The sequence below is a fragment of the Rhizobium sp. BK212 genome, from assembly GCF_014197475.1.
Lineage (GTDB): Bacteria > Pseudomonadota > Alphaproteobacteria > Rhizobiales > Rhizobiaceae > Rhizobium > Rhizobium anhuiense.
This window is the reverse complement of the sequence record NZ_JACIFS010000001.1, coordinates 98,136-116,173: the sequence shown is the minus strand read 5'-3', so window position 1 is coordinate 116,173 and position 18,038 is coordinate 98,136. Positions and strand designations below refer to the sequence as shown.

At 61.3% G+C, this 18,038-nt stretch carries 19 protein-coding genes and 1 pseudogene; 14 read left to right on the top strand and 6 right to left on the bottom strand.

What is annotated here, in order from left to right:
* Positions 1 to 30: 30 nt before the first annotated feature.
* The gene (locus tag FHT79_RS00525; protein WP_028756779.1) at positions 31 to 1,386 is read left to right on the top strand and encodes an FAD/NAD(P)-binding protein; all 1,356 of its coding nucleotides are present in this window, start codon (positions 31 to 33) and stop codon (positions 1,384 to 1,386) included.
* Positions 1,387 to 1,526: 140 nt separating this feature from the next.
* Complete coding sequence (locus FHT79_RS00520) at positions 1,527 to 2,219, top strand: GntR family transcriptional regulator (RefSeq protein ID WP_028756780.1); 693 nt, start codon at positions 1,527 to 1,529, stop codon at positions 2,217 to 2,219.
* Positions 2,220 to 2,266: 47 nt separating this feature from the next.
* Here FHT79_RS00520 and FHT79_RS00515 read toward each other — a convergent pair whose 3' ends face one another.
* Positions 2,267 to 2,638, bottom strand: a complete 372-nt coding sequence (locus FHT79_RS00515; RefSeq protein ID WP_168332953.1) for a hypothetical protein — start codon at positions 2,636 to 2,638, stop codon at positions 2,267 to 2,269.
* 48 nt (positions 2,639 to 2,686) lie between these two features.
* Here FHT79_RS00515 and FHT79_RS00510 point away from each other — a divergent pair, with 48 nt between their 5' ends.
* From FHT79_RS00510 to FHT79_RS00455, 12 genes are all read left to right on the top strand, one after another.
* Positions 2,687 to 3,217 (top strand): hypothetical protein, encoded by a 531-nt coding sequence (locus FHT79_RS00510; RefSeq protein ID WP_127429919.1) that lies wholly within the window; start codon positions 2,687 to 2,689, stop codon positions 3,215 to 3,217.
* Positions 3,218 to 3,555: 338 nt separating this feature from the next.
* Positions 3,556 to 4,158, top strand: coding sequence for an amino acid synthesis family protein (locus FHT79_RS00505; protein WP_028756781.1), 603 nt, complete (start codon positions 3,556 to 3,558; stop codon positions 4,156 to 4,158).
* A 14-nt stretch (positions 4,159 to 4,172) separates the two neighbouring features.
* Positions 4,173 to 5,018 (top strand): alpha/beta fold hydrolase, encoded by an 846-nt coding sequence (locus FHT79_RS00500; RefSeq protein WP_028756782.1) that lies wholly within the window; start codon positions 4,173 to 4,175, stop codon positions 5,016 to 5,018.
* Positions 5,015 to 5,950: a flavin reductase family protein gene (locus FHT79_RS00495; RefSeq protein WP_028756783.1), complete on the top strand. Its 936-nt coding sequence runs from the start codon at positions 5,015 to 5,017 to the stop codon at positions 5,948 to 5,950. The genes FHT79_RS00500 and FHT79_RS00495 overlap by 4 nt, the downstream gene beginning before the upstream one ends.
* Positions 5,947 to 6,987, top strand: coding sequence for an LLM class flavin-dependent oxidoreductase (locus tag FHT79_RS00490; RefSeq protein ID WP_028756784.1), 1,041 nt, complete (start codon positions 5,947 to 5,949; stop codon positions 6,985 to 6,987). The genes FHT79_RS00495 and FHT79_RS00490 overlap by 4 nt, the downstream gene beginning before the upstream one ends.
* Positions 6,988 to 6,991: 4 nt before the next feature.
* Positions 6,992 to 8,455: an aldehyde dehydrogenase gene (locus tag FHT79_RS00485; protein ID WP_028756785.1), complete on the top strand. Its 1,464-nt coding sequence runs from the start codon at positions 6,992 to 6,994 to the stop codon at positions 8,453 to 8,455.
* A 5-nt stretch (positions 8,456 to 8,460) separates the two neighbouring features.
* Positions 8,461 to 8,784 carry an NIPSNAP family protein gene (locus tag FHT79_RS00480; RefSeq protein WP_097622472.1) on the top strand — a complete coding sequence of 108 codons (324 nt, stop codon included), beginning with the start codon at positions 8,461 to 8,463 and terminating at the stop codon, positions 8,782 to 8,784.
* 47 nt (positions 8,785 to 8,831) lie between these two features.
* Entirely contained in the window at positions 8,832 to 9,842 is a 1,011-nt protein-coding gene (locus FHT79_RS00475) for an ABC transporter substrate-binding protein (RefSeq protein ID WP_097622473.1), read from the top strand.
* Positions 9,843 to 9,955: 113 nt separating this feature from the next.
* Positions 9,956 to 10,828: an ABC transporter permease gene (locus FHT79_RS00470; RefSeq protein WP_097622474.1), complete on the top strand. Its 873-nt coding sequence runs from the start codon at positions 9,956 to 9,958 to the stop codon at positions 10,826 to 10,828.
* A 1-nt stretch (position 10,829) separates the two neighbouring features.
* Positions 10,830 to 11,630 carry an ABC transporter permease gene (locus FHT79_RS00465; protein WP_047612339.1) on the top strand — a complete coding sequence of 267 codons (801 nt, stop codon included), beginning with the start codon at positions 10,830 to 10,832 and terminating at the stop codon, positions 11,628 to 11,630.
* Positions 11,627 to 12,706 (top strand): ABC transporter ATP-binding protein, encoded by a 1,080-nt coding sequence (locus FHT79_RS00460; protein ID WP_097595491.1) that lies wholly within the window; start codon positions 11,627 to 11,629, stop codon positions 12,704 to 12,706. The genes FHT79_RS00465 and FHT79_RS00460 overlap by 4 nt, the downstream gene beginning before the upstream one ends.
* Before the next feature lie 10 nt (positions 12,707 to 12,716).
* Positions 12,717 to 14,171 (top strand): NAD-dependent succinate-semialdehyde dehydrogenase, encoded by a 1,455-nt coding sequence (locus FHT79_RS00455; RefSeq protein WP_097595490.1) that lies wholly within the window; start codon positions 12,717 to 12,719, stop codon positions 14,169 to 14,171.
* A 93-nt stretch (positions 14,172 to 14,264) separates the two neighbouring features.
* On the opposite strand, the gene FHT79_RS00450 is transcribed toward FHT79_RS00455, so the two are convergent.
* The 5 genes and pseudogenes from FHT79_RS00450 to FHT79_RS00430 all read right to left on the bottom strand — a co-directional run bounded on the left by FHT79_RS00450 (position 14,265) and on the right by FHT79_RS00430 (position 18,028).
* Positions 14,265 to 14,621, bottom strand: coding sequence for a RidA family protein (locus tag FHT79_RS00450; RefSeq protein ID WP_097595488.1), 357 nt, complete (start codon positions 14,619 to 14,621; stop codon positions 14,265 to 14,267).
* A gap of 16 nt (positions 14,622 to 14,637) precedes the next feature.
* Positions 14,638 to 15,217, bottom strand: a pseudogene (locus FHT79_RS00445) (ABC transporter permease); the annotation flags it as partial.
* Positions 15,218 to 15,344: 127 nt separating this feature from the next.
* Complete coding sequence (gene ugpC / locus FHT79_RS00440; RefSeq protein ID WP_063475867.1) at positions 15,345 to 16,322, bottom strand: sn-glycerol-3-phosphate ABC transporter ATP-binding protein UgpC; 978 nt, start codon at positions 16,320 to 16,322, stop codon at positions 15,345 to 15,347.
* A gap of 3 nt (positions 16,323 to 16,325) precedes the next feature.
* Positions 16,326 to 17,153 (bottom strand): carbohydrate ABC transporter permease, encoded by an 828-nt coding sequence (locus FHT79_RS00435; protein WP_047612366.1) that lies wholly within the window; start codon positions 17,151 to 17,153, stop codon positions 16,326 to 16,328.
* Positions 17,150 to 18,028: a sugar ABC transporter permease gene (locus tag FHT79_RS00430; RefSeq protein ID WP_097595486.1), complete on the bottom strand. Its 879-nt coding sequence runs from the start codon at positions 18,026 to 18,028 to the stop codon at positions 17,150 to 17,152. The genes FHT79_RS00435 and FHT79_RS00430 overlap by 4 nt, the downstream gene beginning before the upstream one ends.
* Positions 18,029 to 18,038 lie beyond the last annotated feature (10 nt).

The following is an 18,038-nucleotide window of genomic DNA, read 5'->3' as shown; positions in this document are numbered from 1 at the left end:
CGGGCGTTGCGGAGCTTCAGGGAGAATGCGTTGATATACGATGTTATCGTGGTCGGTTCCGGTTTTTCAGCGATTGCCGTGACCTGCAATCTCATCGAGCAGCTTCCCGCCTCGGCGAAGGTTGCCGTCGTCGGCGACGATCCCGGTTTCGGGCGCGGGACGGCGTACCGAACGGAGCTCTATCTCCATCGCCTCAATGTTCCCGCCGGCCGCATGAGCCTGCTGCCGCATCAACCCGACGACTTTGTCGACTGGCTGAAACGTCATGGACGCCTGATGCAGGCAGGCGATTTCGCCTCGCGCAGCGATTACGGTCTTTATGTCCGCGACACACTTGCGCGGCTGCTTCGAAAGCGGGACGGTCGTTGCCGGGTCGATTTCATCAAGGCCAAGGCGGCCGGATGCGTGGAACGTTACAGCAGCACGCTGGCCTTCCATCTCGGTAATGGCGACGAGATTGCCGGCAGGAACGTGGTGCTTTGTCTCGGTGTCGGCAATGCCAGCCTTCCGGTCGATCCGGATGGCGTCCCGCCATCGCTGCGATCACGGATCATCGAGAACCCGTGGCGGCTTTCGTGGCTAAGGCGCGTCGCATCGTCCGATGCGGTGTGCATCCTCGGATCCGGTCTGACGATGATCGATCAGGTTCTGGCGCTACGCGCCCACGGCCATAGCGGCAGGATCGATGTACTTTCGCGGCGCGGGCTCGCACCGCTCGGACATGCGAGGGAATTGCCGGCGCCATTGCCGATCGACGTCGAGGCGCTTCCGGATACGATCAGCGAGATATTGAAGAGCTTGCGGGGCAAGAGCAGGACGGTTGCCGACTGGCGAGGCGTGATGGACGGTCTGAGGCCCGCAACGCAGGCTCTCTGGCAACGGCTTTCCAGCAAGGAACGGTCGCGATTCCTCAGGCATGCGCTTCCCTGGTGGAATATCCATCGCCATCGGGTCGCGCCCGACGTGTTCGACAAGTTTGAGAAGCTGGTCTCGGACGGAATCGTTCGTTTCCACGCGGGTTTCCTGAAATCGCTCGGAGCCCAGGAGGGCAGGCTCCTTGCCAGCTACAGGGTGAGAGCAACGCCGCAGATCGCCGGGATCAATGCGGACTGGCTCGTCAACTGCACGGGAATGGAGCGCGCCGGGATCAGCCACTCACCGCTCCTGAAGGAGATGAGCCGGTTTCAATTGATCGTCCCCGATCCCCTTGGTCTCGGGATCCAGGTGAATGCCGCTTCCGAGGTGACAGCCCCGTCCGAGATCTCGCCGGCCCGACTCTTCGCAGTCGGCGCCCTGACGGCGGGACAATTCTGGGAGATCACCGCCGTTCCGGATATCCGGGTGCAAGCCAAGGCCGTAGCCGAGGAGATCGTTTCGAGAGGCTGAACCTTTCCGGGCGGCACGGCGCTTGTTGAATTGTCGGTCGCCGACAGCTACAGTATCTGGTACGCCATAATACGATTCTTGCATTCGGCTGCCGCTGGGGAATTTGAGCGTGCGAAGTCAGTCCAACACTGAGGTACAGAATGAGCGGTGCTCTGAAGGACGCCATTAGAGTCGAGCGTCCTGCAAAGACCTTGCGGGAATTGGCGCTCGACAAGGTCCGCGAGGCCATCGTCAACGGATATTTCCGTCCCGGAGATCGCCTTGTCGAGCGCGATCTCTGCGCCCAGCTCGGGGTCAGCCGAACGGTGGTGCGCGAGGTTCTGAGACATCTCGAATCGGAAGGGCTTGTCGCCAATCTGCCGAACAAGGGGCCGATCGTCGCGCAGCTCGACATCGAGGAAGCCAAACAGATCTATGAGATCCGCGGCGCGCTCGAAGGCATGGCGGCGCGGCTATGCGCCGAGCGCCGCAGCCCCGAGATCGTCGCCGCGCTGGAGGAATCCCTGAGTGGGATTCGCAACAGTTACCGCGATAACGATATGGCGGGTGTGCTGACCAACACCTCTTCCTTCTATCAAACACTGTTCACGATGGTCGACAGGCACGTTGCCTGGGGCGTCGTCAACCTCCTCACCGTGCGCATAAACCACTTGCGTTCGATGACGATCAAGACGGAGGGGCGCGGCATCGAAGGACCGGCACAGATGTCGAAGATCGTCGATGCCATCCGCCGCGGCGACGGCGAGGGGGCTTACCGGGCGGCGATGGATCACGTCGCCGCTGCGAGCGCGATCGCCGAAGCGGTACTGTCCGCCAAGAAGCCGGCCGAATAGGCGAGGCGCAGGCCGCTGCGGTATTGCGGCATATTGCGAGGGTGGCCTCATCCCTGTTCGAGGAATTGCGCGATCTTCTCCCATTCTTGCTCGATATGCCGTCGACGCAACACCCGTTTCAGCCATGACAGAAGACGAAAACGTCGCCGCGACAGCGATTGGAACATGATGGTTTGGACATCGTTCTCGCGCCAACCGGCCCATTCTCCTGCAACGGAGCAGAGGTTTGATGCAAATGCCGGGGCCACCTCGTCCTCCAGGATGGATCGGAGCTCCGCAAGGGAGTATCCGGATATGTCGAGCGCCTTGGCGATCCGGCGATAGTCCTTTGCCTGCAATTCGCTGTCGAGGAACACCTCCGACATCGCGTGCCAAACCGGCAACCTTCTCTGCACATCGAACAAGGCAATTTGCGTCAAAGTGCGGGCACCCCCTGCGAGCTTGCAAGGCGTGCGAGCAGACCGGCTTTGACGCTCTCCGACGCAAAGCTCGCTTCGATCGATGCGCCACGTTCAGGACGCATGTGGATTTCCGCTTTCGGCAATGTGCGGAAGGAGATAGATCGACGACACGGCTTTTTCCCTCTCCCGACCCGCGGTCATAATCCTTCTGGGAAACATACGCATTCACTGCGCAAGGGCGCGCATTTATCCAAAATTGCCTGTCTTCAGGCGGTAGACGGTGAAGTCCAAAAAGGCGGGGAGCACAATGCCGATGATCACGACCTGACGGATCATCCGCATGCGTTTTTCTTGTGGCGACAAGCTCATTCCCCGGGCGAGAATGATCAAAGCTCGATAGGCGCCCGCAGACAAATGCGTCAAGCCGTATCAAGGTCCCTTTGCGGAGCATGGACGTTGAGCGAGCTGCCGCACGGAACTGAATCCACATACCGGCCGGATGCAGACGGCATTCGCCATGATGACCCCGTGCAATTCACGACAATTCATACTCCGCGCTTGACACTCAACTTTGCTCAATGTGATGGTATGCCATAATAAATAATATATGAGGCGGTATCATAGGAACTGGGATGGTTGTGGCGTCCGGCTTCGTTGCGCCTGCGGGCCGCCGCGGGGCCCCTGGCGGTTCACCACAGGCTGAAAGAAGGAAAGTGCTTCCGGAGCGTCGAATGCGCACGCGTGCCGACGTCGAGATTCGGGAGCCGGCCAACATTGGCAGCAGCTGATCTGCGGCGATCGCGTTCAACGGATAAGCCTTTGTTTTTGAATGAGTATCTTGGGAGGATTGTCTAAGTCCGCGTCTTCGCGGGAACGAACTTGACACTCATATATTATGGTATACCATCATACGAAACTGAGAAATGAGGTGTTCGGTGGCCATTCAAATTCGCAAGACGGGACTGCAGATCGAGACGACGTTGATCGAGGGCGGCAAGGCCGCGGCGGTTCCGCTGAAGCTGTTTACCGCCTTCGCGGTCGTGAAGAATCCCTGGGCGGGCCGTGGCTTCGTCGATGACCTCAAGCCTGAAATCCATGCAGGCGCTCCGGTGCTCGGCGAGTTGCTGACCAAGATGATCATCGATGCGGTCGGCTCCGGTGACGCCGTCGAAGCATATGGAAAGTCCGCGGTCGTCGGCCTGGACGGCGAGATCGAACACGGATCGGCGCTCATCCATACGCTGCGCTTCGGCAATTTCTATCGCCAAGCCGTCGGCGCCAAGTCCTATCTCGCCTTCTGCAACACACGCGGTCCTGCCAACGCGCCGATCATGATCCCGCTGATGGACAAGAACGATGAGGGTCGCCGCTCGCACTACCTGACCATCCAGACGTCGATCCCCGACGCGCCTGCCGCCGACGAGATCGTCGTGGCCCTCGGTGCTTCGATAGGCGGACGCCCCCATCACCGCATCGGCGACCGCTACCAGGATCTGAAGGACCTGGGGCAGGACGTCGCCAATCCTGCGGGCGTTTGAGGGAGCGCTTTGAGATGCTGACAGCCGGATCGACCGCAGGCACCGCTGCAGCAACGAACGCCGCCGGTGCCTTGCCCCGAAAGAAGACGGCAAGCGGCACGGCCTATCACGAGGCCGGCAGTGGTGAGCCGCTGGTTCTCATTCACGGCGTCGGCATGCGGCTCGAGGCCTGGGCTCCGCAGATCGCATTTCTGTCTGCGGACCATCGCGTCATCGCCGTCGACATGCCGGGACACGGTGAGAGCGCAAAGCTGCCGGCAGGCAGTCGGCTCGAGGAATTCGTCGCCTGGTTCGGCCGCTTTCTCGACGAGATGGCGATCGACGCGGCAAATGTTGCCGGGCACTCGATGGGCGCATTGGTATCGGGAGGGGCGGCAGCGACCTTTGGCAAGCGTATCAGCCGTGTCGCATACCTCAATGGCGTCTACAGGCGCGACCCTGAAGCCAAGGCTGCCGTCTTGGCGCGGGCTGCGGCCATTCCGGTGGCGGGCGTCGACAAGGAAGGGCCTCTGGCCCGCTGGTTCGGCGATGATGCGGACAGCATCGTTGCGCGTGAATTGACACGAAAGTGGCTGAACCTCGTTGATCCCCAGGGCTATGCCGTCGCTTACGCTGCCTTTGCGGGCGGAGACGAGACCTACGCCGATGGCTGGAAGGATGTGGCCGGTCCGGCCCTGTTCCTGACGGGGTCCGATGATCCGAATTCGACACCCCTGATGGCGACGCAAATGGCAGAGCTTGCGCCGCAGGGCTACGTCCGTATCGTCGAAGGTCATCGTCACATGGTGAACCTGACCGCGCCTGATATCGTCAATTCGCTGCTCGCTGAGTGGCTGTCGTTCGGGGAGGATGAACGATGACAATCCAGACTGTCGACCCAAGGGCATTGCGAGATGCATTCGGCGCTTTTCCCACAGGCGTGACCGTCGTCACCGCCTGCGACGGGGATGGAAATCCGATCGGCTTCACGGCGAACTCCTTCACCTCGGTCTCGCTCAATCCACCTCTGCTGCTCGTCTGCCTTGCCAAGACGTCGCGCAATTTCGCCATCATGACCGGAGCGCCGCATTTTGCCATTAACGTGCTTTCGGAAACGCAGAAAGACGTGTCGAACACTTTTGCGCGCCCGGTCGAAGACAGGTTTGCGGCGGTCGAGTGGGCGAGGGGATCGGCAGGCTGCCCGATATTCTCGAATGTGGCGGCCTGGTTCGAATGCGCCATGGAACAGGTCATCGAGGCCGGCGACCACGTCATTTTGATGGGACGCATCGAAGCTTTCGACAATAGCGGCCGCAACGGTCTCGGCTATGCGCGCGGCGGTTATTTCACGCCGACGCTGGCAAGCAAGGCGGTTTCCGCGGCAAGCGAGGGCAATATCAAACTGGCCGCCGTCGTCGAGCGCCGCGGAGAGGTACTGCTGCTCGGCGAGGATGTGCTCTCCCTGCCAAGCGTCGACGCCTATGATGGCAACCCGACCGAGGCGTTGCAAACATACCTGGAGTCGCTCACCGGGCTGAAGGTCAGCATCGGCTTTCTCTATTCGGTCTATGAGGGCAAGAGCGACGGCAAGCAGCACATCGTCTATCACGCCGTTGCCGGCGAGGGCGAGCCTGCCGGCGGCAGGTTCGTAAAACCTGACGCCTTGGTTGCGGCAAAGTTCAAGACCAGTTCGACCGCCGATATCGTCAACCGTTTTGCGATGGAAAGCTCGATCGGCAATTTCGGCGTCTATTTCGGCGACGAGACCGGCGGCACCGTTCATCCCATTCCAGCCAAGGGCGCAAAATCATGAAGTTCTCCCTCTTCGTCCATATGGAACGGCTCGACGCCAGCCAGAGCCACAAAAGCCTCTATGAGGAATTCGTCGCGCTCTGCGAGATTGCCGACAAGGGCGGCATGCATGCGATCTGGACGGGCGAGCACCATGGCATGGATTTCACCATTGCGCCCAACCCGTTCGTGACCATTGCCGATCTGGCGCGCCGCACATCGCGGGCACGGCTTGGGACGGGGACGGTGATCGCCCCCTTCTGGCACCCGATCAAGCTAGCCGGCGAGGCCGCCATGGCCGACATCATCTGCGACGGAAGGCTCGATATCGGTATCGCGCGCGGCGCCTATTCCTTCGAATATGAACGTCTGCTGCCCGGTCTCGATGCCTGGGGCGCCGGCCAGCGCATGCGCGAGCTTATTCCGGCGGTCAAGGGCATATGGGCCGGCGACTACGCCCATGACGGGGAGTTCTTCAAGTTTCCCTCGACCACCTCGGCGCCGAAGCCGCTGCAGCAGCCGAACCCGCCCATCTGGGTTGCGGCGCGCGATCCGAACTCGCATGAATTTGCCGTTGCCAACGGCTGCAACGTTCAGGTGACGCCGCTCTGGCAGGGCGACGACGAGGTCCAGTCGTTGATGGAGCGCTTCAACGACGCCTGCGCCAAGAATCCCGATGTCGAGCGGCCGAAGATCATGCTGCTGCGCCATACCTATGTCGGCTCGTCAGAGGACGATGTCGCCCAGGCCGCCCATGAACTCAGCGTCTACTACAATTATTTCTTCGCCTGGTTCAAGAATGAGAAGCCGGTTACCCAGGGCCTGATTGAACGGATTCCGGACGAACAGATCAGAGCAAACGAGATGCTCTCGGATCAGGTCATGCGCACCAACAATGTGGTTGGCGACGCTGAGACCGTCATCGCCAGGCTCAAGGCGTATGAAGCGCTCGGCTATGACGAATATTCCTTCTGGATCGACACCGGCATGAGCTTCGAGCGCAAGAAGGCGTCGCTCGAACGCTTCATCACCGAGGTCATGCCGGCATTTCAGGAGTAAGACCATGCGGCGTTTCCAGCACTATATCGACGGCGAATTCTCCGATGGCGAGGCCAGCTATCCGAGCATCGATCCCGCCTCTGGCGCGGTCTGGGCTGAGATGCCCGAAGCGCGCGAAGGTGATGTCGATCTGGCTGTCAACGCGGCCGACAGGGCGCTTTACGAAGGCCCCTGGCCGAAAATGACGGCCACGCAACGCGGCAAGCTGCTTTACAGGCTGGCCGATCTGGTCGCCGCCAACGCACAGGTCCTCGCGGAGCTGGAGACGCGCGACACCGGCAAGATCATCCGCGAAACATCGGCGCAGATCGCTTATGTCGCCGAATACTACCGCTATTATGCCGGCATATCAGACAAGATCGAAGGCGCCTATCTGCCGATCGACAAGCCTGACATGGATGTCTGGCTTCGCCGTGAACCGATCGGCGTCGTTGCGATGGTCGTGCCGTGGAACAGCCAGCTTTTCCTGTCGGCGGTCAAGATCGGCCCGGCGCTGGCGGCCGGCTGCACCATGGTGGTCAAGGCCTCCGAAGACGGGCCGGCGCCGCTTCTCGAATTTGCGCGCCTCGTGCACGAGGCGGGTTTTCCCGCAGGCGTCGTCAACATCATCACCGGTTTCGGCGCCTCCTGTGGTGCGGCTCTCGGGCGGCACCCGAAGGTCGCGCATGTCGCCTTCACCGGCGGTCCTGAAACCGCCCGGCACGTCGTTCGCAACTCGGCCGAAAACCTCGCTTCCACCTCGCTTGAACTTGGCGGCAAGTCACCCTTCATCGTCTTTGCCGATGCGGATCTCGAAAGCGCCGCCAACGCCCAGGTCGCGGGCATCTTTGCGGCAACGGGGCAGAGCTGCGTTGCCGGATCGCGCCTCATCGTCGAGCGCAGCGTCAAGGACAAGTTCGTCGCCCTGCTGCGCGAGAAGGCGGAGGCGATCCGGATCGGTGCGCCGCTCGATATGGCGACCGAAGTCGGCCCGCTTGCCACCAAGCGCCAGCAGGACCATATCGGCGCGCTCGTCGCCAGGTCGATCGAAAGCGGCGCCCGCCTTGTCACGGGCGGCAGCAAGATCGACGGTGCAGGCTATTATTTCCCGCCGACGATCCTCGACTGCGACGATGTCGCCTCGCCCTCGCTGATCGAGGAATTCTTCGGGCCGGTCTTGTCCGTCGTGTCGTTCGAGACCGAGGCCGAGGCGCTGCGCCTTGCCAACGACACCCGTTATGGCCTGGCCTCCGGCGTCTTCACCCAGAATCTCACCCGGGCGCACCGACTGATGAAGGGGATCCGCGCCGGGATCGTCTGGGTCAACACCTACCGCGCCGTATCGCCGATCGCACCGTTCGGCGGTTTCGGCCTGTCGGGCCATGGCAGGGAAGGCGGCATGGCAGCAGTGCTCGACTATACCCGCACCAAGACGATCTGGCTCAGGACATCGGACGATCCGATCCCCGATCCCTTCGTGATGAGGTAGCGCCGATGTTTTACGAAATCCGGACCTATCGGCTGAAGAACGGCACGATCCCGCAATATCTCAAGGTCGTCGAGGAAGAGGGGATCGAGATCCAGAAGGGCCATCTCGGCACACTCGTCGGTTACTTCTTTTCGGAAATCGGGACGATCAACGAGATCGTCCACATCTGGGCCTTTACCAGCCTGGACGACCGGGAGGCGCGGCGCCAGAGGCTTATGGCCGATCCCCGGTGGCAGGCCTTCCTGCCCAAGATCCGCGATCTGGTCGAAGTGGCGGAAAACAAGATTATGAAGCCAGCTAACTTTTCTCTCAGGAGCGAGGCGCACTGACGGCATAGGCATACCCGTAGGACAAACCAGAACAAGGATAAGGGAACATGAAAACAACATTTGCTTTCGCGGCGGTTGCCGCATTCGTGGCTGTGTCTGCACCGGCACACGCCGACAACATGGTCTTCTCCAGCTGGGGAGGAACGACCCAGGACGCGCAGAAGGCGGCATGGGCAAGCCCGTTCACCGAGAAGACCGGCATCACCGTCGTGCAGGATGGACCGACCGACTACGGCAAGCTCAAGGCGATGGTCGAGGCCGGTGAGGTCACCTGGGACGTCGTCGACGTCGAAGGTGACTATGCCGCCCAGGCCGGCAAGAACGGCCAGCTTGAGAAGCTCGATTTCTCCGTCATCGATAAATCCAAGCTCGATCCGCGCTTCGTCACCGACTATTCTGTCGGCAGCTTCTATTATTCCTTCGTGATCGGCTGCAATGCCGATGCCGTCAGCGCCTGCCCGAAGACATGGGCCGATCTGTTCGACACCGCCAAGTTTCCGGGCAAGCGTACATTCTACAAATGGTCGGCTCCCGGTGTAATCGAAGCTGCGCTGCTTGCCGACGGCGTGCCTGCCGACAAGCTTTATCCGCTTGATCTCGATCGTGCCTTCAAGAAGCTCGATACGATCAAATCCGATATCATCTGGTGGTCGGGCGGCGCGCAGTCGCAGCAGCTTCTGGCATCCGCCGAGGCTCCCTTCGGCAGTGTCTGGAATGGCCGCATGACCGCACTTGCTGCGACCGGCATCAAGGTTGAGACGTCCTGGGAACAGAACATCACCGCTGCCGATGCGCTCGTCGTGCCGAAGGGTTCGCCGAATGTCGAAGCCGCGATGAAGTTCATTGCACTGGCGACCTCGGCCGAACCGCAGGCCGCCCTGGCGAAGGCCACCGGATATGCGCCTATCAACGTCGACTCGGCCAAACTGATGGATCCGGAGACGGCCAAGACCCTGCCGGACCAGCAGACGGCAAGCCAGGTCAATGCCGATATGAACTACTGGGCTGAGAACCGCGATGCCATCGGCGAGAAGTGGTACGCTTGGCAGGCGAAATAGCCTGGAAGATGAGATGAACGGGCACGGCGAATGTTCGCCGTGCCTCCCGCAGCGTCAGTGCCCGTTTGTCAGGCCTCGGCGCCTGTGGAAACTGACGGGTGGGAAGGACTGTCATGTCGACGTATAGCGATGCCTCCGCTGCAATAGCGCCCCTGCCAAAGGTGCGCAGGCCAACAGGTTTTAGCGGGGTCGTTCCGGCGCTCGCCTTCGTGGGGATCTTTTTCATCGCACCGGTGGCGGTGCTCCTGTTGCGAAGCGTGCTGGAACCCGTGCCGGGCCTTGGAAACTATGCGCAGCTGATCGGCTCCGCGACCTATCTCAAGATTTTCGCCAACACCTTCATCGTCTCGGGTCTGGTCACGGTGATCTCGCTGCTGATCGGCTTCCCGGTGGCCTGGGCGCTGGCCATCATGCCCGGGCGCCTGGCGTCGGTGATCTTTGCCATCCTGCTCCTGTCGATGTGGACCAACCTGCTGGCCCGCACCTATGCCTGGATGGTGCTTTTGCAGCGGACGGGCCTCATCAACAAGATGCTGATCGGAATGGGCCTGATCGACAAGCCCCTGGCACTCGTCAACAATCTGACCGGCGTCACGATCGGCATGACCTATATCATGCTGCCCTTCATCATCCTGCCGCTCTACGGCGTGATCAAGAAGATCGATCCGTCGACCCTGCAGGCGGCCGCCCTTTGCGGCGCCAACCGGTGGCAATGCCTGACCCGTGTCCTGCTGCCCCTGGCGATGCCCGGCATGGCGGCCGGCGCCCTCATGGTCTTCGTCATGTCGCTTGGTTATTTCGTCACGCCGTCGCTTCTTGGCGGCACCGCCAACATGATGCTCGCAGAACTGATCGCGCAATTCGTGCAGTCGCTGGTCAACTGGGGCATGGGCGGTGCTGCGGCGCTGGTTCTCCTCGTGGTGACCCTGTCGCTTTATGCCGTGCAACTGCGCTTCTTCGGCAACCAGAACCCGGGAGGGCGCTGACATGCTGCTCAATTTCGACCGCCTCGGCTGGTGGAAATATATCCTGCTGACGATAACGCTTCTGACCGCGGCTTTCCTGCTGCTGCCGATCGTCTTTATCGCGGCGCTCTCCTTCGGCTCCTCCCAGTGGCTGATCTTCCCGCCGCCCGGCTGGACATTTCAATGGTACGGCGAGCTCTTTGCCGATCCGCGCTGGCTGGAATCCGCTTTGACGAGCTTCAAGATCGCGGTCATCGTCACCATCCTGTCGGTGCTGCTCGGGCTTGTGACCTCCTTCGGGCTGGTGCGCGGTTCGTTCCTGTTCCGCGACGCGCTGAAAGCACTGTTCCTGACGCCGATGATCCTTCCCGTCGTGGTCCTTGCGGTTGCCCTCTATGCCTTCTTTCTGAGGATCGGCCTGGGCGGCACCTTGGCGGGCTTCGTCATTTCGCACCTCGTTCTGGCGCTGCCCTTCTCGATCCTCTCCATATCAAGTGCGCTGGAGGGCTTCGACAAGTCGATCGAGGATGCGGCGGTTCTCTGCGGCGCCTCGCCTCTGGAAGCAAAGATCAGGGTCACCCTGCCGGCGATCAGCCATGGGTTGTTTTCGGCTGCCGTCTTCTCGTTCCTGACATCCTGGGATGAGGTGGTGGTGGCGATCTTCATGTCCAGTCCGACCCTGCAGACGCTGCCGGTGAAGGTATGGGCGACGCTGCGGCAAGATCTGACGCCTGTAGTCGCCGCCGCGTCGACCCTTCTCATCCTTTTGACGATCATCTTGATGGCGCTTGTTGCCGTCGTGCGTAAGGTACTGAAACAATGAAAGAACCATTCCTTCAGATCCGCGGAATACGCAAGGAATACGGCCCTGTCGTCGCCGTGCACGACGTCAATCTCGACGTCCGGCGCGGGGAGTTCCTGACCTTTCTCGGACCGTCCGGATCCGGCAAGAGCACGACCCTCTACATCCTGGCCGGCTTTGAAAATCCGACGAAAGGCGACATCACGCTGGAGGGCAAGACCCTGCTGGCCACGCCGTCGCACAAGCGCAACATCGGCATGGTGTTCCAGCGCTACACCCTGTTTCCGCATCTGACGGTGGGGGAAAACATCGCCTTCCCGCTGAAGGTCCGGCGCAAGTCCAAGGCCGAGGTCGACAGCAAGGTGAAGGAGATGCTGCGCCTCGTTCGGCTCGAAGGCTTCGAGGATCGGAAGCCCGCGCAAATGTCCGGCGGCCAGCAACAGCGCGTCGCCCTTGCCAGGGCCCTCGCCTATGATCCGCCGGTGCTTCTGATGGACGAGCCGCTATCGGCGCTCGACAAGAAGCTGCGCGAGGAAATCCAGCATGAGATCCGCCGGATCCACCAGCAGACCGAAGTGACGATCCTCTATGTCACGCACGACCAGGAGGAGGCGCTGCGGCTCTCCGACCGCATCGCCGTCTTTTCCAAGGGCGTCATCGACCAGATCGGGACCGGCCCCGAACTCTATGCCAATCCCAAGACCCGCTTCGTTGCCGAATTCATCGGCGACAGCGACTTCATTTCGTGCGACCTGGTGTCATCTTCCGACGGACAAGCCACCATTACCCTGGGCGGCGGGACCATCTTCAATCAAATTCCGGTGCATGGAAAAGGGACCTCCGGTGCAAGGGCAGCCCTGATGCTGAGGCCCGAGCGCATTCGATTGTCGCGCGCCCGGGCGGCCGGCGCGGGTCTTGCCGCGACGGTCAGCGACATTACCTTTCTCGGCAACAATATCCACGTCTCGACCAAAACGGCGGCAGGCGAGGCGCTTTCGGTCCGCTTGCCGTTCGGTCATGAGGCTATTGCCGGGCTCAGCCGTGGAGATATAGTCCATCTGGATTTCGATCCCGGCGCCGCTCACGTATTCTGTTGAAAGTTGTCCTATGAAGCTCAATGATCCCTCGCTGTTCCGCCAGGCATGCCCCATCGCCGATCGCTGGATCGAAGCCGAAGGCCGCAAGGCGGCGACGGTCCGCAATCCGGCGACGCGCGAGCCGCTGGGGGTGGTCCCAGACCTTGGTGCGGCGGAAACGGAAGACGCGATCCGCGCCGCCGTCATTGCCCAGAAGCTTTGGGCGAAGAAGACCGCCGGGGAGCGCGCCAACGTTCTCAAGGCATGGCACCGCCTGATGATCGAAAACCGCGACGATCTGGCGATGATCCTGACGCTGGAGCAGGGAAAACCCCTTGCCGAGGCCAAGGGCGAAATCACCTATGGTGCGAGCTTCATCGAATGGTTCGCCGAAGAGGCACGGCGAATCAACGGCGAGACCATCCCAGGGCATCAGCCGGACAAGCGGATCCTGGTGCTGCGCCAGCCCGCGGGCGTGGTGGCGGCGATCACGCCCTGGAATTTTCCGAACGCGATGATCACCCGCAAGATCGGTCCCGCGCTTGCCGCCGGCTGTGCCGTCGTCCTCAAGCCGGCGCTGCAGACGCCATTCTCCGCCATTGCAATCGCGGTTCTTGCGGAGCGTGCCGGCCTGCCGCCGGGGCTGCTCAACATCGTGACCGGTGACGCAGCCGCCATTGGCGGTGCGCTGACATCAAGCCGTGACATCAGAGTGCTGACATTCACCGGCTCCACCCGGACGGGCGAACTGCTTTACCGGCAATGCGCGCCGACGATCAAAAAGCTCGGCCTCGAGCTTGGCGGCAATGCCCCCTTCATCGTCTTCGACGATGCCGATCTCGACGCTGCCGTCGAAGGCGCGCTCATCGCCAAGTTCCGCAACAACGGCCAGACATGTGTCTGCGCCAATCGGCTTTATGTCCAGGACGGCGTCTATGAGGCTTTTGCCGCCAAGCTTGCCAAGGCGGTTTCGGGCTTGAAGGTCGGCAATGGTCTGGAGCGCGACGTCGTGCTCGGCCCGCTGATCGACGACAATGCCGTTGCCAAGGTCGAAAGCCATATCAGCGACGCCGTTGCAAAGGGTGCCGGGATCGTCTTAGGCGGCAAGCGCCACGCGCTCGGCGGCCATTTCTTCGAGCCGACGATCCTGCGCGATGTCGCTGCCGGCATGCAGGTCGCCCGCGAGGAAACCTTCGGGCCGCTTGCCCCGCTGTTTCGTTTCCGCGACGAAGAGGACGTCATCGAACAGGCAAATGACACCGAGTTCGGACTGGCCTCCTATTTTTACGCGCGCGATCTGTCGCGGGTATTTCGCGTAGCCGAAGCGCTCGAATATGGCATGGTCGGCGTCAATACCGGTCTCGTCTCCACCGCCGAAGCGCCGTTCGGCGGCGTGAAGATGTCGGGCCTCGGCCGCGAAGGGTCAAGGCACGGGTTGGACGAATATACCGAGCTTAAATACGTATGCCTCGGTGGCATTGCCTAAATTGGCCGGGACCAGAATGCCTGTCGTCAGCATCGACTGTATGTCACATCGGAGCCGCTTGCGGATGTGACGGCTGGGTCGAGGCACGGACTGTCAATTGCCAGTCGCTGCGATAATGCCGATCTCCACGGCGAATTCCGGCCCGGCGAGCCTCGCTTCCACCGTCGCGCGCGCCGGCGCATCACCTGGGGGCATCCAGGCGTCCCAGACGATGTTCATCTCTTCGAACTCGGAGATATCAGCAAGCCAGATGGTTGCGCTGAGGATCCGCGTCGGATTGCTGCCCACGCTTTCTAGAAGCCGCGTGATCCGCGCCAGGATGTTGGTGGTCTGCTCGCGGACGGACGTGCCTGGTGCGTCGATGGCGACCTGGCCTGCGAGGAAGACGAAGCCGCCATAGGTCACGGCCTGGCTCATCCGCTTTCCGGTTTCGTAGCGTTCGATCTGCATGTCCAACCCCCTTGAATTAATCTCTATGCGCAGTCTTCTGTCGTTTGGCGCGGCGCTGCAGCCATTGGATCGTAACGAGGAATAGTGTCGAAAACACAATGAGGAGCGTGGCGACGGCGGCGATCGTCGGGCTCAGCGTTTCCCGTACGCCGCTCCACATCTGGCGCGGCAGCGTGCGTTCTTCGGAACCGGCGATGAAGAGTGCAATCACCACTTCGTCGAACGACGTGACGAAGGCGAAGAGGGCGCCGGACGCCACCCTCGGCGCAATGATGGGCAGCATGATGCGCAAGGTCGCTTCAACCGGGGCGGCGCCGAGGCTGGATGCCGCCCGCATCAGATTGTGATCGAAGCTTGCGAGTGTCGCGGTCACGGTGATCACCACGAAGGGTGCACCGATCGCCGTATGCGCCAGCACCAACCCGGTCAGGCTGTTGAGCAACCGACGGCGGCGAAGGCATAATAGATGCCGACGCCGAAACGATGACCGGCACGATCATCGGTGAAATCAGAATGGCGGTCAGCGTTGCCCGCGCCGGGCAGGATGGCCGGCTGAGGCCGATGGTGGCAAGCGTGCCGAGGAAGGTCGACAGAAGCATGGCTTGGCGGCGAGACCTTTGTTTCTTTCGACAAGTAGGCGTCGCCTGACACTCCACAGACTTTTCAGTGCGATGTTGGCCGGGGCCTTTTCGTCTGGTGCGGAATTGGATCGGGCAGCGCGCCTCAGAATCGATGCTCCGCTCCCTCGACTGGATTTGCCCAGACCGTCATGCCCGGCGTAAACGGCGTCTCGCCTTCGGCGCGCACGACCATCTCGCCGAGTTCGGGGACCTCGAGGTAGAGGATCGCGTCGGCGCCGAGCCGCTCCAAATGCCGGATCCTGCCCTGCCATTGTCCGGCGCCTTCGGACAGCCTGATATGTTCGGGACGGATGCCGTAGGTCGTGCAGTTCAATCGCCGTGCCGTCTCGCCGCCGTATAGGTTCATCTTCGGGCTGCCGATGAAGCCGGCGACGAAGGGTGTCGCGGGGTTACGGTAGAGCTCCATCGGACTGCCGATCTGTTCGACCACCCCGCCATTCAGGACGACGATCTTGTCTGCCATCGTCATGGCTTCGACCTGGTCGTGGGTGACATAGATCATCGTCGATTTCAGCCGGGCGTGCAGATCTGATATTTCGAGGCGCATCTGGGCTCGGAGCGAAGCGTCGAGATTGGAGAGCGGCTCGTCGAACAGGAAGACCTTGGGATCGCGGATGATTGCCCGGCCGATGGCGACGCGCTGCCTCTGGCCGCCGGAGAGGGCTTTCGGTTTTCTCTCCAAGAGCTGGGTGAGTTGCAGCGTTTCCGCCGTCGCCGCGACCTTGGCGGCGATTTCCGCCTTCGGGCGGCGGGCGAGTGAAAGGCCGAAGCCGATATTTTCGGCGACGGTCATATGCGGGTAGAGCGCGTAGCTCTGGAACACCATGGCAATGCCGCGCTCGGAGGGCTCGGCATAGGTGACGTCCTTGCCGCCGATGGTCAGCGTGCCTGAGGTCGTGTCTTCCAGGCCGGCGATGATGCGCAGCAGCGTTGACTTCCCGCATCCTGACGGACCGACGAACACCACGAACTCCCCGGAGGCAACCTCGAGATCGACCCCTTTGATGACTTCGAGGGCGCCGAAGCTCTTGCGAACCTGTTTCAGAGTGAGCTCAGCCATTTGCTACCCCTTTACGCCGCCGGCCGTCATACCCGCGACGATCTGCCGGTTGAAGAAGATGAAGACGATCAGCGGCGGGATCGTCACGAGGAGGATGTTCATGAAGAGCAGGTTGTACTGGCTCGTATACATGCTCTGGAAATTATAGAGCGTCAGCTGCACCGTGACGTTCTCCTTGCCGGGAAGGTAGTAGAGCGGATTGGTGAAATCGTTGAAGATCGCGATTGACTGCACGACGACATTGGTCACGGTCACCGGTTTCAGCAGCGGCAGGACCACTCTGAAAAAAATCTGCCGGGGTTTGGCGCCGTCGATCAGCGCCGCCTCATCGAGATCGCGCGGTATGGTCGAGATGAATGACCGATAAAGCAAAATCGAAAAGGAGAGATTATAGGCGACCTGGATCAGGATCATCCCGGTCATGGTCTTGAACAGGCCGATATCCTGCAACAGGCCGATGGTGGGCACGACCGCCGGCGGCATCATCAGGCCCATGAAGAGGGCAATGGAGGCCACCCTGTTCCAGACGGTCTTGCGGCGCTGCATGACATATCCGACCATCGCCGACAGCAGGATCAGGATGGTGACCGAGACGACCGTGATCAGGGTGGAGTTGAAATAGGCAAGCGCAAGCTGATAGTCGCGGGCCTTGAAGACGGCCACCAGATTATCCCAGAACAGCCAATGCTCGGGCAATTCGAAATCGAGCCGGGACGCTTCGGATTTCGATTTGACCGCCTGGAGAGCGACGAAGACGAACGGCATGACGAAGATGATCGCCGCCACCGCAAGGGCTATCGCGCCGGTCACATAAGGGCGGACGTTTCTCATTCCCCGACCTCGCGCCGGTTGAACCACAGGGTGAAGGGCAGGATGATTGCCGCGATCAGCGCAAACAGGATGACGTTTCCGGCCGTCGACAGGCCATAGAAACCCGCCTGGTATTGCTTGTAGATGACCGAGGCGATCACGTCGGAGGAGAAACCGGGCCCGCCGCGGGTCATGGCCCAGATCAGATCGAAGGAACGGAGCCCGCCGATCAGCGACAATGTCACGACGATGACGGTGGCCGGACGCACGAGCGGCAGAGTGATCCGGGAAAATTGCTGGAGACGCGTGGCGCCGTCAATTCTCGCCGCCTCGTAATAATCGGGGCTGATTGCGGCAAGACCGGCGATGAAGATCAGGGTGGCGAGGCCGACACCCTTCCAGACATCGACCAGAGCCACCGAAAAAAGCGCGAGCGCCGGATTGGTGAGCCATCCAGGTCCCGGAATGCCGAGCGTCTCGAGCGTGACATTGATGATGCCCTTGGTCGGATGCATCATCACCGTGAAGGTGATGCCAATGCCGATCGTCGAGACCAGGACGGGGAAGAAGACCAGCGTGCGCAGGAAACCGCGGGCGAAGATATTGCTGGTTAGCAGCACGCCCAGCAGCAGTCCGCAGACCGTCTTCAGGCCGGAGGTCGTCACGGCGTAGATCAGCGTGTTGACGAGCCCTTTGACCAGGAATGGTTCGGAAAAGAACTGCTGAAAGTTTTCAAGCCCGATGAATTCGGCCGTCGAAAGATCCCAGCGCGTCAGGCTGAACCAGAGAGACGATATCGTCGGAAACAGAAACAGCACGCCGTAGATGATGGCGGCGGGAATGAAAAACCAGAGCGGGTAGGGCGACTTGCGCGAGCGGCGGCGTGTCTCGGTCATCTCAATCTCT

Coding starts and splice junctions, on each gene's coding strand:
- FHT79_RS00520 (WP_028756780.1), top strand. CDS start 1,527: ATGAGCGGTGCTCTGAAGGACGCCATTAGAGTCGAGCGTCCTGCAAAG.
- FHT79_RS00500 (WP_028756782.1), top strand. CDS start 4,173: ATGCTGACAGCCGGATCGACCGCAGGCACCGCTGCAGCAACGAACGCC.
- FHT79_RS00495 (WP_028756783.1), top strand. CDS start 5,015: ATGACAATCCAGACTGTCGACCCAAGGGCATTGCGAGATGCATTCGGC.
- FHT79_RS00490 (WP_028756784.1), top strand. CDS start 5,947: ATGAAGTTCTCCCTCTTCGTCCATATGGAACGGCTCGACGCCAGCCAG.
- FHT79_RS00485 (WP_028756785.1), top strand. CDS start 6,992: ATGCGGCGTTTCCAGCACTATATCGACGGCGAATTCTCCGATGGCGAG.
- FHT79_RS00480 (WP_097622472.1), top strand. CDS start 8,461: ATGTTTTACGAAATCCGGACCTATCGGCTGAAGAACGGCACGATCCCG.
- FHT79_RS00475 (WP_097622473.1), top strand. CDS start 8,832: ATGAAAACAACATTTGCTTTCGCGGCGGTTGCCGCATTCGTGGCTGTG.
- FHT79_RS00470 (WP_097622474.1), top strand. CDS start 9,956: ATGTCGACGTATAGCGATGCCTCCGCTGCAATAGCGCCCCTGCCAAAG.
- FHT79_RS00465 (WP_047612339.1), top strand. CDS start 10,830: ATGCTGCTCAATTTCGACCGCCTCGGCTGGTGGAAATATATCCTGCTG.
- FHT79_RS00460 (WP_097595491.1), top strand. CDS start 11,627: ATGAAAGAACCATTCCTTCAGATCCGCGGAATACGCAAGGAATACGGC.
- FHT79_RS00455 (WP_097595490.1), top strand. CDS start 12,717: ATGAAGCTCAATGATCCCTCGCTGTTCCGCCAGGCATGCCCCATCGCC.
- FHT79_RS00450 (WP_097595488.1), bottom strand. CDS start 14,621: ATGCAGATCGAACGCTACGAAACCGGAAAGCGGATGAGCCAGGCCGTG.
- ugpC (WP_063475867.1), bottom strand. CDS start 16,322: ATGGCTGAGCTCACTCTGAAACAGGTTCGCAAGAGCTTCGGCGCCCTC.
- FHT79_RS00435 (WP_047612366.1), bottom strand. CDS start 17,153: ATGAGAAACGTCCGCCCTTATGTGACCGGCGCGATAGCCCTTGCGGTG.
- FHT79_RS00430 (WP_097595486.1), bottom strand. CDS start 18,028: ATGACCGAGACACGCCGCCGCTCGCGCAAGTCGCCCTACCCGCTCTGG.